A 17,085-nucleotide genomic window follows, 5' to 3' on the forward strand; every position below is an offset into this window, starting at 1 on the left:
ACATTCATCGTGATATATCACGAAAACTCCATTAATCGTTCGCTTATAATAATATTTTTCAAGCAACATCTATTTAATATCTATTTAAAAATGAAAATGGGGGTTTAAAAAATGATAAATGGTTTTAAGGAAGAATACGGAATAGTGCCAAAGAATTTTTTTGAAAGTCTATCTTCAATATCCGGTTCACAGTTAAAAATCATAATGTACATCGCAAAGCATACAATAAAGAATGGAAAGTGCATTCCAGTAAAACTTACTATAGATGAAATACAGAAAGGAAAATACGAAAAAGGCAAAAGAATAGACAGTGGCACAGGTCTATCTACAGGCATCATAAGTAAAAGCTTGAAAAATGCCATAAAAGACGGATTTTTGGTATGCTACGTCGATAATGAAGACAAATTGCGTCAGAAGAAATACTACACATTAAGACAAAATACATCCATTGATGGCGTCACGTACAAATATGACGAAAACGGTAGAATAACAGAATTTTGTGATTGGCAAAATATGACATGTAGTGATTTTAATGATATTCCTTACATCGACAAAAATGAATATACAGATAAAAAAACTGAAAGCCGTATTTCAGATATTGAAAATGTAAAAGAGATACAAAGCATTGAGAATATTCCATTTTCAAAAAGTGAAGACAATATGATCATATCAGATATGAATGATATGATAGATATTAATATTAAAAGTAAATCCATCAATCATATCAATGATATAATGCATCTAAAAAGTGAAAATACGCCTAAGTACATAGACAAAGATATGCTTAAAGACAAGTATCATCTTACAGATGACGAGATGAATTTGTGTATAGCCCGCATGAAAGGGAAAGACATAAAATATCCTGCAAAATTCCTAGAAAAAGTCATTCAAAACTACTTAAAAGACAAATCAATACTAAAAGATGCCGCATCGTCAAATACGGCACCTAGAAACTACTTCAATTCATATCCGCAGAGAAAGTATGATGTAGATGAGCTGGAGAGAAAGCTTTTAGAAGTATCTCGAAGAAGGACTAAGCCTTTTTAAAGACCCAAAGCTTACTACCTAAGAAATTTACCATCATCGAAAACAATGTAGCAATTATTTTAGCAGAAAATACACCTAACTGTGGCTTTAATGGATAAAGGACAGTAAGGGATACCCCCAGTGACACTACATTGACTGCGATAAACTTCAATATCTCATCTCCATGCGGAGTCGACTTTGCACCAAACGTCCAATATTTATTCATGATAAAACTGTTTACAACACCGCAGCTATATGATATAACTTGAGATAACATATAGTACACCCCAAAAAATGTAAGGACTGTAAAGACTGCAAAGTCAACTAAAGTATTTACAATGCCGACTAAATTAAACTTTACAAACTGCAATAAATCATTTTTTCTATTGTACCTTTTATCTTGTTTTTCCATCTTCATCATCAAACCCTACTTTCTTCGCAATAATGTACAACGGTCTATCCCTTACCTCGTCATATATTCTGCCGATGTACTCTCCAAATGCGCCTAAGACTACAAAGTTTATGCCACTTAATAGGATACTTACTGCCATAGCTGTGTTTAAGATAGATATTTTTATTCCGGCAATTTTAAGTATAAGCTCAACTATAAAATAGATAACGCTTGCTGCTGTTAAAAAAATCCCTATATTTAGTGGAAGCTTAAGCGGCGCATACGAAAATGAAGTTATGCCATCCATGGCAAGCTTCAGCATTTTCTTCAATGTATACTTGGTTTCACCTGCAAGCCTCGGATCTCTTACGTATTCTACTCCTATCTGCTTAAAGCCTACCCAGCTTACAAGTCCTCTTATATACCTGTTTTTTTCTTTTATTGATGTCATAGAATTCATTACATCACATACTTTTCTATCTATCAAGCGAAAATCACCTGTATCAACAGGTATATCTACATTTGTAAGGCTTTTTAGCAATCTGTAGAATACCCTTGCTGTAAAAAGCTTAAAGAAAGACTCCCCTTTTCTCTCAGCTCTTTTGCCGTATACAACATCGTATCCTTCTTTCCACTTCTCAATCATCTTTAGTATTACCTCAGGTGGATCCTGCAGGTCTGCGTCGATTACGACGACAGCATCCCCTTTTGCATTGTCCATGCCGGCAGTTATAGCCGTCTGATGGCCGAAATTCCTAGAGAAGCTTATAAGCTTCACATTATTGTCATTCTCACATATATTGGCAAGTATCTCTGCCGACTTATCATGGCTGCCGTCATTTACAAATATTAATTCATATGATTCACCTGTTGTATCCATGACTTTTTTAAGACGTCTGTAAGATTCTTCAATAAGCAGTTCTTCGTTGTATACCGGTACAACTATGGAATACTTTATATTATCCGACATATATACTCCTTCCTTCTCTGAAATTTATAAAGCCGGTGTCAATGTCAGTTGACATCGACACCTTTAAGATCGTAAAGCTCACCAAAATCTCTTCCTCCAAATCCTCCAAATCCTCCAAAGCCATTATCACTCTGTGTTGTATTTGTACCGCTCCATTCACTAGTTGGCACAAGTTTACCATTTTCTCTTACCCAGTTCATTATCTCGCTGTTGGAACCTCTGTCCATTCCGCCTGTCATTACATACCTTACTTCACCTTTTTTGACAAGCTCTTTAAACTGAGCAAGTGTCAAGATATTGTCAGAGCCCGAGAAGCCTCCCAGTGCCATCACAGGTTCTCCTGTCTTTATAATTATGCTATCGGCGCTTTGTGATGATGACACAACTAATAGATATTTTGCATTTCCTTTGTTTTTTTCAAGGAAGCTTATAAGCTTTGAATTTGTGGTACTGTCCACATTACCACCGCCAAAGTCCATTCTATTTCCATCTGATGCAAGCTCCAATCCTGCTGTTGGAATAGTACTGTTCATTGGATAAAATAGCGTTGTAGCTGACCAGACAGTAGGTGCTATTAGAAGACCTATTATACCAGCTATAAGCATTGCCTTCTTGACTTTAAGTCTGCTATTTTTTGCAAAAATCATCAATGACAGAACTATCGATGAACCAATAGAAAGCACTGCCACAACCAACATGATGTATTTTGTAAGGTTAGATATATTGTAGTGGTAATACAATATGAGAAGCTCAATTGAGCCATCAGCTATAAGCGACAGAGGCAAAAGCCATGATTTTACACCACCTTCTTCGTACATCTCCCACATTGAAACAATACCTATACCTGTCAAAGCTGCTATAGGTGGTGCCATCATCGTCAAATAGTACGGATGGAATAAACCTGTTGTAAAGCTGAAATATATAAATACAGGCACAAGCCATGAAATCCACAGTATCAAGGATAATTTCCTACCGTCATCAAATGGCCTTTTAAGCCTTTTTCTTAAAAGTTCTGCTAAAAATCCGAAGATGGCCAATGGGAAAAGCCATATTATCTGGTCAGACAAGCTGTTATTTGAAAAAAGCCTCAATATGCTAGCTTTTTCCTGTCCTCCAAAAAGACCGCCCCTTCCACCTTTATTGCCATTTGGTCTTTCAAAATTGCCACCTGCAAAGTTTGGATTTGGTACATTTTGTCCGTTAAATCCTGGGAAGTTGCCTTGGTTTATAGGTGGAGTGTTATTTTGATTACCATTTGAACTGTTGCTATTCTTAGTAGCACTTGATACAGCATCTACTGAAATTCCCTGAGAATTGTTACTCTGGCTTCTCTCCACTGTATCTTGATTAAACTGGCCATTAAATTGATCACTGTAACCGCTAAAGTTTCTTCTAAATTCTCCGCCATTGAAATTTCCTATGTGGCCGCCACCAAACCCAGTGTTTTTGCCAAGCCCAAGCCTTTCAAGCCCATTATGACCTATTATGAGTTCTAATTCTGAATTGTTTGTACTGCTGCCTACATAAGGCCTCATGCTTTCAGGAGTCATGTCAACTATCACTGCCCAAGAAAGTGATACAACAAGCAAAACAACAGTTGCCAAAGCTAAGTGCCCAATCCTTTTCTTTAGAGGAATTTTTGATGCTAAAAGGTATGTTAGATAAATTGCAGGTATTACCATATATGCCTGAAGCATCTTAATGTTAAATCCTATTCCAACCAAACCTAGGCTTAATATAAGGTATCTTAATTTCCCGCTATCTAAAGCTTTTAGAAGTGCTAAAACCGCAAAAAGTAATGTCATGACCAGCAGATTATCTATCGTATTGTTTCTGCTGTCTACAACAAAGACCGGTGTAACTGCTAAAACTAATGCTGATATAAGCCCCGCTGTCTTGCCGAAATACCTTTTTACGAGGATGTATATAAGCGCTACTGATATGACGCCTGCTATAGCCTGCGGCAGTATAATGCTCCATCCGCTAAATCCAAAAATCTTTGCAAAAATTGCCTGTATCCAAAATCCCAGTGGCGGCTTGTCGATTGATACAAACCCTGCGGGGTCAAATGATACAAAAAAGAAATTCTTTAAGCTCATGGTCATGCTTTTTACGCCTGCTGCATAATACTGATTTGCATATCCTTCAATACTTAAATTGGTAAAATTCAATATTGCTGATAATAGCAAGATTAAATATAAACCTATAGAATCTTTATTAAACTTCAATTTTTTCATAGTCATCCTCCAATCCTTTTTTGCTGTAACTAATTGTAATAATTTTATCGCTCATATAAGCTTCGTGCTTTATGTATCTTCGATTCACTTCGCTCGTTTTGCTAACGCCGTCTATGCGTTGTTAGGATTAGCTTTCGCTCACACGCAAAACTTCGGATACATTAACGAACACTCCGCAATATATTCACTTATAAAATAATTACAAATTACGTCATACTTGCATGAAATTTATCGCTTATAAATATACCCTTAAAATATCGAATAAGTTTCAAATAGTTGTGTGAATTTCGTGTGATTCTAAACCCAAATCAACAGCGCATATCTTATTTGATACGGCCACATCATAAGATACTTTTGCAAGATAGACGGTAATTACTACATTTACTAATGAAACTAACATAGGTATAAAACCAAAAGAATTTCTTAAGTTTCCAAACAGGACGTAGTACATATTTAAAAAGCTTGTTATGCTAAATAAAACATACAGTCCAAATAGCCTTATGTCTTTTACATACAAAAATGCTAATATTGCTAACGCTACAGCAGGAAATAGGTATCTTTCATGCATCCCAGTAGAAAATGTAAATACTAAAGCAATCTGTAAAATGGCAGAAAGATATGCTAGATTGCTGTTTTTCCCTTTAATGTATATAAACCAAGAAAATAAAGTTGCCAAAACTATGAAGATAAAGCCCCATGTGCTGTAGCTAAATGCAAACAATTTTGTGCTGGAATTCACATAGTTTGCTCCAATCAATCCGTAGAAATTGAAGCCATTTACTGATGCGTATGGATACTCTGAAATAGTCTTTTCATACAGTTTAAATATCCACAAAGGATCTTGACCTATGGCAAACGGTGCTAAGACGATAATTGCCGTAACCAGTGATACCACAAAAGCCTTTAAAAAATTTTTTAAACTCCTCTCATTGACGATTTCAAAAAACAAGACAGGTGCAAATATGATTCCCTGCGGTTTCATCAGTACCGCTGCAGTAAAAAACGCCGATGACAGCCCAATCTTTTTCTCCGACAGAAAATATACCGCTGCTATTATAAGAAGCGTAAAGAAAGAGTCTACCTGTCCCCACGCAGATGAATTTATAAATACAGCTGGATTAAAGATGTACAAAGCTGATATAAATGCACTTACGTTTTTTGTAAAATGCTTTTTAGCAATCTTGTATATGATGTAAGATGACGCAACATCAGCTAAAATCGATGGAAGCTTCAATAGCACGTTGTAGTAATGCGATAGATTTCCAATTGAAGCTATCTTGCCTATTAAATAAAGCACATAGATGTAAAGCGGTGGATAATCACAGCTTGGAGTATTTTTATAAAAGTTTAAGATGTCCTGTGATGCAGACTGTGCCCAGCTTCTAAAAAGCCCTATATCACCTGAATAACCTTCAATGGTTGCAGCTATGTAAAGTCGCATGAAAAACCCTATCAAAAATAGTGCCAGTATGATAAATTTATCGTTTTGAAAGTCCAACTTCAATTTTTTATTCTTCAAAGCGTAGTAGCTTAAAATAAACAGCAAAAACACAATTGCCGAATATACCATTATATACACGCCGTACTTGGATGATGTTCCCCTAAATCCCCCAAAATCTCCTCTACTGCGAGGCATCTGCCATTGGGACTGCCCACTTTGTGCATTTCCTTGAGGCGGATTGCTCCTCTGCCAAACACCTTGATTTGTGTTTCCACTGCCCCAATTTCTATTCGTGCTGCCTTGTGTAAAATTATGCTGAAAATTTCCCCTAAACCCCTCTGTGCTTACACTGTAATTGTAAAGAGCGTATACGCTTAAAATTACTGAAAAAATCAAGACAAACGCCAAGCTGTACTTTACCACGTTTTTGCCCATCGCCACTTCTCCTTTTCTTTTATTCTGCCTATAAGAAATTATAAAACTTAAATGTTGCAAAAAAATTAAAAAAATGTGTGATTTCTGTGTGAAAAAAGCAACCAGCATACGCTGGTTGCTTTTCTTCACAAAAACCACACATTTTTTTAATTCTAAAAGATATCCTTCAATTGGATTTCCAAAGATTCAAAAATCCTAACCTTTATATTGTCTTCTTCTGAATATACTTCAGGTCTTTGGTATTTACCATCTTCGCCTAAATAGTAAGAAAGTACAGTTTTTTCATCAGGAAATACGATCCAATACTCTTTTACTCCTGCCTTTTCGTACAAATAGAACTTTTCCTTTAAGTCTCTCTTTAACGTTGAAGGAGAAACTACTTCTATAATCATATCTGGGCTTCCTTTACAGCCTTTATCATCCAGCTTACTTGGATCACACACTATCACTATGTCAGGCTGAACTACATTTGTCACATTATCATCACTAACATTTTCAGCAAACAATCTTACATCAAATGGTGCGCTGTAAACTTCACAAGTTTTTCCTTTTAGATAATTATGGATAGAGGCAAATAATTCTCCTACAACTTTCTGATGTTTCCGCGTCGGTGATGGACTCATATTATACGGAACTCCCTCTATAAGCTCCCATCTCTCATCATTAGCCCAGCTCAAATAATCTTTATATGTGTATTTTATATGTTCATCTTTATCTGCAACTGCCATATTTTTTCACCTCTTTTAATAACAAAACTATCCACATCCTTTTATAATAATTATACCACTAATTGTAAATTCATAATAAAAAAAGCACGATGATATCTTACCTATTACGCATCATGCTTTTTAAAAATATATTAAAATATTTTAATTCATCAATTTTTTTATTTCATCTTCTGATAACTCTGTAATCTCTGCTATCTTATCGATAGACATGCTGTTTTTTAATAACTTTTTAGCTATTGCAATTTTCTCTTCTTTTGCACCCTTTTTAATACCTTCTTCTATACCTTTTTCAATACCTTCTTTAATACCCTTTTCTATGCCTTTTTCAATACCTTCTTTAATACCCTTTTCTATGCCTTTTTCTATTATCATTTTGTATGTTTCTGATTCTTCAATCCTAAACATTCTTACCACCTCCGAAAAAACTTTCTCAATAACTTCTTTTTTATAAACTATACCCGATAATATCTCTGCCTTAAACGCTATGTCTTTCTTTTTGTTTATATCTAATGGAATATCTTTTATCGCTTCAACACATCTTTCTAAATATTTTTCCCCTTCTTCTTTCCTTCTATTTTGATCCATCAATGGAAGAAGGGAATATAAATCATAATAATCTGTATTTAAAACATCAGTATATTTTATGTCGCCAACATTTATTATCTTGTATTTATAGTTCAGTGTGTTTTGTTCTCCAAAGTCGTAGCTTAAGCTATTTTCCATTTTCACATTATCTTTTCCTATATAAACAACTATCTGATATGGTAAGAGATTGTGCTTTTCCATTATCTCCAAGGAATATCTCAGCATCCTGTAAGGCATTTTTCCGTCATTTTCTGATTGAAATTCTATGTGCACAGCCACATTTCCTTTGTCTGTTGTGCATTTGAATATCATGTCGCTGTCTCTGCGTTCTATTCTTGCAAATTCTATATTTAATTCGTCGATTTTCGTGTATTGTAGTCCCAAAAAATAGCTCATTATGTCATCTGCCATATCTGAAAAAATATTTTTCATTGTAATATCATAGTTTTGGCTCATATTCTTCCTTCCATTTCTTTAATTTCTCATAATCATTATATCATATAAAACTAAAGAAGAATAGATTTGCATCAAACTCCATTTTTTATTTTAAAGGATACTTTATTATGAAGCTTACGCCTTTGTCCCTATTTACAGCTTTTATCTCACCATTGTAGAAGTCTACGATTTTCTTCGATATGGCAAGTCCTAAACCGAAATTTCCCGTCTTGTCCTTGTACATCCTGTCAAATATATGTTTCATGTGCTTTTCATCTATCTTAGGACCGTCATTGTATATGTCTAGATAAGCATACTGTCCGTCCTTTTTAAGTGTCACTTTTATCACTTCATTAGCATACCTTAAAGCATTGTCAAGGATGTTTTCTATGCTGACTTCTATCTTGTCCCTATCGCCCTTTATTATCACCTCGTCTAAGCTTAAATCCCACTCAATATCGCTTTTTATGATTTCAAACCTGCTTATTATGTTGTTCACGAGATCTTTTAGATTTATATAGTCAATTTTGCTGTCATTCTCCAGCACATAATCAAGAGTATTCAAATAAAGCATTTGGTTTATTTTCTTTTGAAGCCTTATCGCTTCGTCCTTTATTATGCCGGCGGTCTTTTCCAATGAATCGATGTACACACCGTCTATTATGGCATCTGCGTGGCTCATTATCACCATCACAGGTGTCTTTAGATCGTGTGATATGCTTTGCAAAAACATCTTTTCTTCTTCATCTGCCCTTTTAAGCTCTTTCTGCATCATATTCATGGAATTTGCCAGCATACCTATCTCGTCTTCCCTTTCTAAATTTATCGGCTCTTTCCAGTCTTTGTGGGCGATTCTCATAGTGTACTCTTCCAGCTTCTTAAGCGGCTTTGCGATGTATCCAGCCACAATTATCGAAGCAAAAAAGCCAATGATTATAAATATGATTCCTATTGCTATAACCAAATAAAGAATAGTATTGTCAACAATGTTTGGTACATATGATACAAGATAAGCTTTATTGAATGAATCATAATTTACAGTGCTTATTATGAAGAAATATTGCATGTTGTTGTAGACTTCTTTATACAGCTTCTCTTTAATAGTGCCACCTTTTATGAAGCTGGACATCCAAAGCTTTACGCTCATTGTATTAAATGAAGGCGAATGTGGATCAGGTGGAGGCTCTCTATGGTTTATGTCTATGATTAAAGGTCTATTAGCTGTATCAAAATCTACAATGAAATTGTCCCCGCCCTTTAAATTTCTCAATCTACTGAAATTATTAAAACCTCCGCTGAAATTATCATTTTTTATAAGCATCTCATGTGAAACTTTCAAGTCCTGTATCTTATTATTTTCTTCTACTTTCCTGAAAGCAAAGAGGTACAAAACTGATATACTGCAAATTATAATCAGGATAACTGCAGTAAATGTCATCCATATTCTCATTGCAAGCGAACGAAATCTAAATATCTTCATGATTTACACACCAGTTTATAACCGTAACCATATACGGTCTCTATATTTAACTTAGCAACCTTTTTCCTAAGCCTTCTTATAGTGTCATCTACAACTCTGTCAGAGCCAAAATAATCCTCGCCCCACACGTTATTCAATATCTGGTCCCTAGATACCACTATATTTTTATTTTTCACAAGATAACAAAAAAGCTCAAACTCCTTATTTGTAAGCTGTATCTCATTATCTCCCTCAAAAACAGTTCTTTGCTTCTCGCTCAGCCTGTATTCACCTACATATACAGGGTCATCGTTTTTCTCTTCTTCTTTCCCATATATTCTCTCCATAAGCTTGTTTGTCCTAATGACAAGCTCCCGAGGCAAAAATGGCTTAGAAAGGTAATCATCGCTTCCAAGCTCTAAGCCTACTACCCTGTCAAGCTCTTCATTTCTGGCAGACATGAATATGACAGGCGTAGATTTGTTGTGCTCTTTTATAGCTTTTATAAGCTCATATCCATCTACATCAGGAAGCATTATGTCAAGTATCCATAGATCTGGCAAATCTTTTATCCTATCCATAGCAGTACTTCCATCAAAAAATGTAGTAACACTGTAACCTTCCCTCTCAAGGTACTTCTGCAAGAGAAGGTTCAGGCTCTTCTCATCCTCTACAAGATATATCTTTCTAGGCAATCTTATCACCTCGTAATAGTAGGCACAACTCAAAGTCACAATAATCCTACTTTAATTATTATTCTACCATAAAATTATCGAGAATTTTTAAAGAAATTATGTGAAGGATGTGTGAAAATAAAAAAGCATGGCGAATAATCTTAAAAGGAAGATCGCCATGCTTCGATGTAAATAGAAATATATAAATCACATAAGTAAACTTAAGGCCTAACATATTATTAAACATGAAAAAAGTCCTCCGAAGGAGGAGGACTTTTGGTTAGGGTTTAGTATTTTATAACAGCAACTCTGCCATTTGCATCAAGATATAATGTTACTGATGCAGGATTACCTGTTATATCAGATACATATTTCAAAGAATATGTGCTATCTGAATTCTGATGTACTACTTCGTATCCAGGCGCTAATTGATAATATAACTGACCATTGCTTGCACTTTCAGCCTTTAATGTCATGTTAACAGTATTTATATTTGATGTATAAACTGTTGCAGTTACAACAGAAGAAACTGGAACTGCATTTGTTACTTTTCCTGTATTATTATCTACAGTCAAAGTATATGGAGCATTGCCACTTGTACTTGTTATTGTCAAGCCTAGATCTTTTGTTGCATCATATGTTACACTCTGTCCATTTACAAATGCTGTTATTCTTGTAAATGAACTATCTGAAGTTGTTACTTTGTAAGCTTTTGTTACAAAACCTACAACATCAGTCGTATCTGTTGAACTATATGATGCATCTTTAAGAACAACAGCTTCTACATTATTGTATTGATCGTACGCAATCTTTAGAACACCACTTATACTGTTAATATCAGCTAATTTAACAACTGAATAACTATCATCAGTTGAATTGTAATTATAAATTACTGTATTATCATTTAGATAATATGTTGTACTACCAATAGCTATCGTCTTTGCTGTAGTATTAATCGAAGTTGCTCCTGTTACACTGTTGTTAATTTTAATACCATCGGATGGTATATCAGTATCATAAACATTTTCTACAACTGTTTTATCTGAGCTTAATTCATATCTGACAAGACCATTTGCTGTTATATTCCTATTTGCTGTGCTGCCATTGAGAGTATCATCCCAATTATATGTCGTTGTAGTTCCATCTGGAAGTAATAACTTAACCTTAGCTGTTAATGCCGAACCATACACACTATCAAGAACTAATGCATAGTTAGAAGTAGTTGTTATTGAACCACTTAAGTATCTTAATGCATTACCATCCTTATCAAGTGCTAATGTTACAGTATCACCAGCGCTAAATGTCTTACCTGTTAAATTCTCATAGTCTTTTCCATTTATTGTTATATAATTAGTTGAGCCATCATTATATGTTGCTTGAACTGTACCTGAAACAGTCTGTCTTACAACATATAGATATACGCCAACTTGATTGCCATCCGCATCATATTGCTTACCATAGTAAACAACATCATTAGCTTTGATATCTGTTAACTTCGAAACGTCACCTGTTACAGTATAATGATATGCATTTCCACTACTATCAACTAATGTATAGTTACCATTGTCCGTTGCAATATACTTAGCACCGCTTACAACATTAGCTGTAACAAATTTTGCAGCATAATCATAACCAGTTACAACTGCATAATCATATGTCTTATCTCCATTGTTATCTATAAATTTAACATCAAAGCTCGCTGGTAATGTCTTTGTCTTTAACGCATTCCAGTTTGTCAAATATCCATTATAGAGAATATATTGAATATTCTTTAACGAAACATTTGTTGCATTTCCATCGCTATCATATACATCGCCTGTTGTTGTTACATTCTTTATAGTAGCATCTGTATATGTCTTTGTATTATTAGTATTTTCTTCCACTAATACTGGAGTACCAGTACTTGTGAAATATACATTAACATCTTCACCAACATATGGTGTAAAATCAATGTTACCAGCACTCTTTACAACTTCTTTTCCTGCAGAAACGTCATATAGCTCTACATTTCCTGCAGCTACATCACTTGTCTGATCAGCTGTAGCTAAAACGATGTATTCTGTAGGTGTAGCAACTTTTGTTATTAATTTTTTCCCTGTATCACTTTCTGCACCATCAACATATTTATTGATGTCGAGATCCAATGCATTGTTAACAAGCATAGCCATTTGGCCACGTGTTATTGTTGCATTTGCTGAAAGCGTAACGCCATTTGTTATGCCAACATTTGTAGCTTTAGCTATTACACCATATGGCCATGAATAATCTGCTGTATATCCCAATGCTCTTAATATTAATGCAAGAGCTTCTGGATATGTTACTGTATTGTTAGGCTTAAATGTTCCATCTGGATAACCACTTGGATCAGCAATATTTATATCGCCTGATGCCCAATAGCTAGCTGGAACATCGCTGAACTTTGTTGGACCTACTGCCAACTTAGCAGCATCTTGTAAGCCTTCTGCTGCATTTACAAATGCAATCATTTGTGCTCTTGTTACAGCACCATCAGGTTGATATGTGCCATCTGGCATACCTGATACTAAACCTAACGATTGCAGGCGTGCAACTGCACTCGCATACGGTGCACTATCACTCACATCTGAGAATGTTCCTGCAAAGCCTACTGCCATTGCACTGAACACCAGTGTGAAAGTGAGAACCACTGCTATTAACTTTTTAAGGTTCTTCATGGAATAAATCCTCCTCCTTAATATATAATGTTATATTTTTCTTTTGAAAGGTGGTACCTTCCAAAAAGCTTTTGACTATGTAAGGTGGCTCTTTGCCAACCTGAATTTATTATATCATCGTGTCAATCATGAAGTCAATAAATGTTACCATTTTGTAATAATTCTGTAATAATTGATTAACAATAATTTTATAGCCAATAAATTCTAAAAATTTATCATCGCTCACAAATTACGCTTATGACAAATTTTCATTTTATTAGTGCATAATTAGATATATACGACAAACTTTGAAAATATCCTTCTTAAATTTAACATAAAATTATTAACAAATTATTAAATTTTTAGTCCAAAATTGGTGCAACTTTTACTTCAAACATCCTGTTCCATGGATATTCTACATCTGCACCTTTTATTTTAATGCCGCAATCGGCGTATACGAACATAAGCGTATCAAGATACGGTTTCATCTTTTGTTTTAGCGCTGCATCTGCTTCATCTTTATTTTCTATATTATCTTGGTTTATGCCATTCGAATTTGCCCAGCTTTGCATCGCATCTCTCACTATGCTCTGGTATATGTAGTCATCAGCATATCTTATGAATGTAAATGCATAGTAGTATTTCTGTCTTTCTTCTAAGTCTTTTTTATCCTTTTTCGCATCAATATATGATTTTATGCTTAACTCTGCTACTACTGTCCCTATAGAGTTGCTGGGGGTGTTCCAGCCAGAATATGCATCAATAAGCTTTATAAGTTTATCTTTAAATATCTGTTCTACAAGATCTTTATCACCTCCATTTGTCTTGGCTACATCTGCTACGCCAAAATTTTGTCCACTAATTTTATATTTACTAACTACATTTTTTATTCCTGTTTTATTATTTTTGTGCATGTGAATATAAATAATATTTTTTGCATTGTCAGACTCAGTTCCTCCCACATAGTCTATTTTCTCCTCTGTTATCTCTCTTACTGTCCCGCCTTCGTAAGACAGATAACTATTTTCATCGCCATTTTCTTCATATACTATTTTATACGTTGGCCTGAAGCTTTTTTCTTCGTTTAATATCTTAGCCACCGTCATCATGCTTATCTCATCGGCACCATGAAGCATATAAATATTCTTATAGCCTTTTATGGTACTTTTTAGATCGTCATACGAGTATTTAAGCATGCTTTTCATTGTAGTATCGTCAAGGCCGATTGTCAAAGTGACATTTGGCTTTAAATTCGATGCGATTTCTTCATTTATAAGCACTTCTGATGCAATTACGTACATGTAGTTAAATAGATAGGATGGCATGCGGGATTTCAGCTTATTCAGCATTTCTGCATCATTTTCTGATATGGCTTTTTTTACTTCATTATAATATTCTATATTAGTGCTGTTTTGAACATACTTTGTATCCTGCTGATAAAGCACAGGCGCTACCTGTGGCATTATAGAGATCAATACAAGTCTTTTACCATTTGACAAGCTCATAATCTCTTTTAATCTTTCAATGCCTTCTTTATATGACATGTCGTTTAAATAATTTCGTGATGCTATGAGCCCCCCTGATATAAATTGATTTGTAGATATTATAACAGCACTTACGTCAGGCCTTGTTACAGAGCCTTTAAGCCAATCATAAATCATATCTTGATTGCTTTTTTTCTTGTAATCGTCAAGTGCATCAATAGGTGGCACTAAAAGCTCTTTTCCTCCTGCCTTTGCCAATATCTCTACATTTTGAAGCGATACAGGTCTTGTATCAAGAGGAACAAATACTATTTTATCTTTTGATACGTACTTTATATCATCTTTATATGAAGTCTTAACGATGGCTATATTCATCGTTATTAAAAATATCAGTAAAATTATAAAAAATCGCTTCATTATTGCTTATTTCTCCTCTTGGAAATTTATCAATTATCATTTGCTAAAGAAATATTATTCCTGAAAAATTTATCAACCCTCACAAATTCCGCTTATCACATATATCATCAATTAGCTTCGTACGTTCGGTTGTCACCATCTATGCACTGTTATAGCTTTCTATATTATTTTACAATAAGTTATGATATAATGCTATTGCGAGGTGAAATAATTGAAGAAATTTGCAATAATTTTATCTTTGATAATGATAATTGCCGCATTTGGTTTTTATAGATATGAAAAGGCAGAAAACTTAAAAAAGTGCGTCCCGGTCCTTATGTATCACAATATATACGACGGCAAAATCCCTCCAAATAAAAACGGTGTGCTTGTCACTCCGCAAAACTTTGAGAAGCAGATTATGTATCTTAAAAATCACGGATATCAGACTATCACTGTGGAAGACCTTTATAATTTTATGAAGTACGGCAAAATGCTTCCAAAGAAGCCTATACTTATAACATTTGATGACGGCTATCTAGGCAATTACACTTACGCATATCCGCTATTTAAAAAAATAGGATATAAAGGTGTCATAAACGTAATAGTAAAAAATGTGCCATCGCCTACCAACAAAGTAATCACTCCATATCCGCATTTTGACTGGATTGAGGCAAAAGAGATGTCTTCAAATGGTGTGATGGAGATTGAAAGCCATACATACGATTCTCACAGGTATGCAAAAAGCGGAAATCATGATATACCTATGCTGTCAGGTCCTATAGATGTAAATGGGAAACTTGAAACGATGGATGAATACAGAGAAAGGATAAAGAATGATCTTTCAAAAGCAAAAATGGAAATAGAAAAAAATTTAGGGAAAGAAGTTATTGCTTTAGCTTACCCTTATGGTGTCGGTAGTGAAACATCAAAAGACGTAGCAGCTTCATTAGGATATAAAGTGATATTTACTATGGAGGAAGGCGTCAATGTATATAAAGGCGACACATATGCAGTGAAGCGTATAACTGTGAAAAACACCGATACAGGTGAAGATATATTAAAAAAGATAGAGATGTATGAAGGAAAGTGATGAAGCATCATTTGCCGACGACAACCGCAGAAAATTTGTACTTTTTAATAAGCATCGCGAAAACATATGACACTACATAAATTATAATAAATGTCATTATTATGTAAATATCGTATAGATATTGATTGCCTGTATTTAAAAAGTGATTTAGCACATCTAAAAAGAGCGGATGTGACAAATATATCCCGAATGAAAACTTGCCTGTGCTTACCAATAACCAACTTAAATTATGATAATTTAATATTTTTGCCGATAGAGCAAAAAAGAACAATGACGCTACGAGCGTAAATGTATAATAATAAATATTGTACAGATTAGAATCTATCTGTTTATTAGCAAATGCCTTAAGTGATATGTCAACAAAAAGATAGCCAAATAAAATTACAGCAAAAAACGAATTAAGTAATTTTTTATGGTGATATTTCCCTGACTCATGTATGTTTTCACCAACATACATACCTGCAACTATAAATGAAATATAAGTTATAAAAAGATCGCCAGAATTTCGGTAATATCTGCTTATGACGTATTTAAATAAAAATATATCTGCTATCTGAAATATTACAATAGATATTAAAATTGTGTATATGTTTTTATTTATAAGCTTGTATATATAAAGCAGTACAGGAAACAAAACATACAGTTGTACTATTATGACTATAAAATAAAGATGGTAGAACATGCCACCAAACAGGATATTTTTAATAGTCAATATTGATTTTAATGGCACATGGTGTATTATGTACAGGTATGCACCGTATATCATTGTCCAAGCAATATATGGCAGCAATACGTTTTTAAGCCGTTTTTTATAAAATAATTTCCAATCGCACCCATTGCCGTAATTGTACATAAGAAGCATGGCTGAAGCAAATACAAATGCTGGAACTGCAAACTGTGAAAACCTATTTATAAATGCGAAAATTAAGTATGATGTAGATGACTTATCCAATGTAGATACTGCACTACCCGTCGTGTGTATCATCAAAACCGCTATTATAGATATGCCCTTCAATACATCAATCTCGTCTATCCGTGATTTTGTCATTAATCTCTCTC

General features: G+C 34.3%; 13 protein-coding genes. 2 read left to right on the top strand and 11 right to left on the bottom strand.

The window, feature by feature from the left end:
- Positions 1–111 precede the first annotated feature (111 nt).
- Positions 112–1,047 (top strand): hypothetical protein, encoded by a 936-nt coding sequence (locus J2Z80_RS05515; RefSeq protein WP_209453496.1) that lies wholly within the window; start codon positions 112–114, stop codon positions 1,045–1,047.
- Here the strand turns inward: J2Z80_RS05515 and J2Z80_RS05520 are convergent.
- From J2Z80_RS05520 to J2Z80_RS05565, 10 genes are all read right to left on the bottom strand, one after another.
- Positions 1,034–1,444 carry a GtrA family protein gene (locus J2Z80_RS05520; protein ID WP_245301166.1) on the bottom strand — a complete coding sequence of 137 codons (411 nt, stop codon included), beginning with the start codon at positions 1,442–1,444 and terminating at the stop codon, positions 1,034–1,036. The two genes, J2Z80_RS05515 and J2Z80_RS05520, sit on opposite strands and share 14 nt — an antisense overlap.
- Positions 1,422–2,387, bottom strand: a complete 966-nt coding sequence (locus tag J2Z80_RS05525) for a glycosyltransferase family 2 protein (protein WP_209453498.1) — start codon at positions 2,385–2,387, stop codon at positions 1,422–1,424. The genes J2Z80_RS05520 and J2Z80_RS05525 overlap by 23 nt, the downstream gene beginning before the upstream one ends.
- 44 nt (positions 2,388–2,431) lie before the next feature.
- Positions 2,432–4,624 carry a glycosyltransferase family 39 protein gene (locus J2Z80_RS05530; RefSeq protein WP_209453499.1) on the bottom strand — a complete coding sequence of 731 codons (2,193 nt, stop codon included), beginning with the start codon at positions 4,622–4,624 and terminating at the stop codon, positions 2,432–2,434.
- Between the two features lie 268 nt (positions 4,625–4,892).
- Positions 4,893–6,500 carry a glycosyltransferase family 39 protein gene (locus tag J2Z80_RS05535; RefSeq protein WP_209453500.1) on the bottom strand — a complete coding sequence of 536 codons (1,608 nt, stop codon included), beginning with the start codon at positions 6,498–6,500 and terminating at the stop codon, positions 4,893–4,895.
- 152 nt (positions 6,501–6,652) lie between these two features.
- Positions 6,653–7,228 carry a Uma2 family endonuclease gene (locus tag J2Z80_RS05540; RefSeq protein ID WP_209453501.1) on the bottom strand — a complete coding sequence of 192 codons (576 nt, stop codon included), beginning with the start codon at positions 7,226–7,228 and terminating at the stop codon, positions 6,653–6,655.
- A 141-nt stretch (positions 7,229–7,369) separates the two neighbouring features.
- Positions 7,370–8,269 carry an Rpn family recombination-promoting nuclease/putative transposase gene (locus tag J2Z80_RS05545; protein ID WP_209453502.1) on the bottom strand — a complete coding sequence of 300 codons (900 nt, stop codon included), beginning with the start codon at positions 8,267–8,269 and terminating at the stop codon, positions 7,370–7,372.
- 85 nt (positions 8,270–8,354) lie between these two features.
- Complete coding sequence (locus J2Z80_RS05550) at positions 8,355–9,728, bottom strand: HAMP domain-containing sensor histidine kinase (RefSeq protein ID WP_245301167.1); 1,374 nt, start codon at positions 9,726–9,728, stop codon at positions 8,355–8,357.
- Positions 9,725–10,402: a response regulator transcription factor gene (locus tag J2Z80_RS05555; RefSeq protein WP_209453503.1), complete on the bottom strand. Its 678-nt coding sequence runs from the start codon at positions 10,400–10,402 to the stop codon at positions 9,725–9,727. Before J2Z80_RS05555 ends, J2Z80_RS05550 begins: the two co-directional genes overlap by 4 nt.
- Before the next feature lie 266 nt (positions 10,403–10,668).
- Entirely contained in the window at positions 10,669–13,074 is a 2,406-nt protein-coding gene (locus J2Z80_RS05560; RefSeq protein ID WP_209453504.1) for an S-layer homology domain-containing protein, read from the bottom strand.
- A 341-nt stretch (positions 13,075–13,415) separates the two neighbouring features.
- Complete coding sequence (locus J2Z80_RS05565) at positions 13,416–14,954, bottom strand: DUF4127 family protein (protein ID WP_209453505.1); 1,539 nt, start codon at positions 14,952–14,954, stop codon at positions 13,416–13,418.
- Positions 14,955–15,165: 211 nt separating this feature from the next.
- Between J2Z80_RS05565 and J2Z80_RS05570 the strand changes: the two genes are divergently transcribed.
- Complete coding sequence (locus tag J2Z80_RS05570) at positions 15,166–16,026, top strand: polysaccharide deacetylase family protein (RefSeq protein WP_209453506.1); 861 nt, start codon at positions 15,166–15,168, stop codon at positions 16,024–16,026.
- Positions 16,027–16,033: 7 nt separating this feature from the next.
- Here the strand turns inward: J2Z80_RS05570 and J2Z80_RS05575 are convergent, their stop codons facing one another.
- Positions 16,034–17,074, bottom strand: coding sequence for an acyltransferase (locus tag J2Z80_RS05575; RefSeq protein ID WP_209453507.1), 1,041 nt, complete (start codon positions 17,072–17,074; stop codon positions 16,034–16,036).
- Positions 17,075–17,085: the final 11 nt, after the last annotated feature.

The sequence above is a fragment of the Thermoanaerobacterium butyriciformans genome (assembly GCF_017874545.1).
Taxonomy (GTDB): domain Bacteria; phylum Bacillota; class Thermoanaerobacteria; order Thermoanaerobacterales; family Thermoanaerobacteraceae; genus Thermoanaerobacterium; species Thermoanaerobacterium butyriciformans.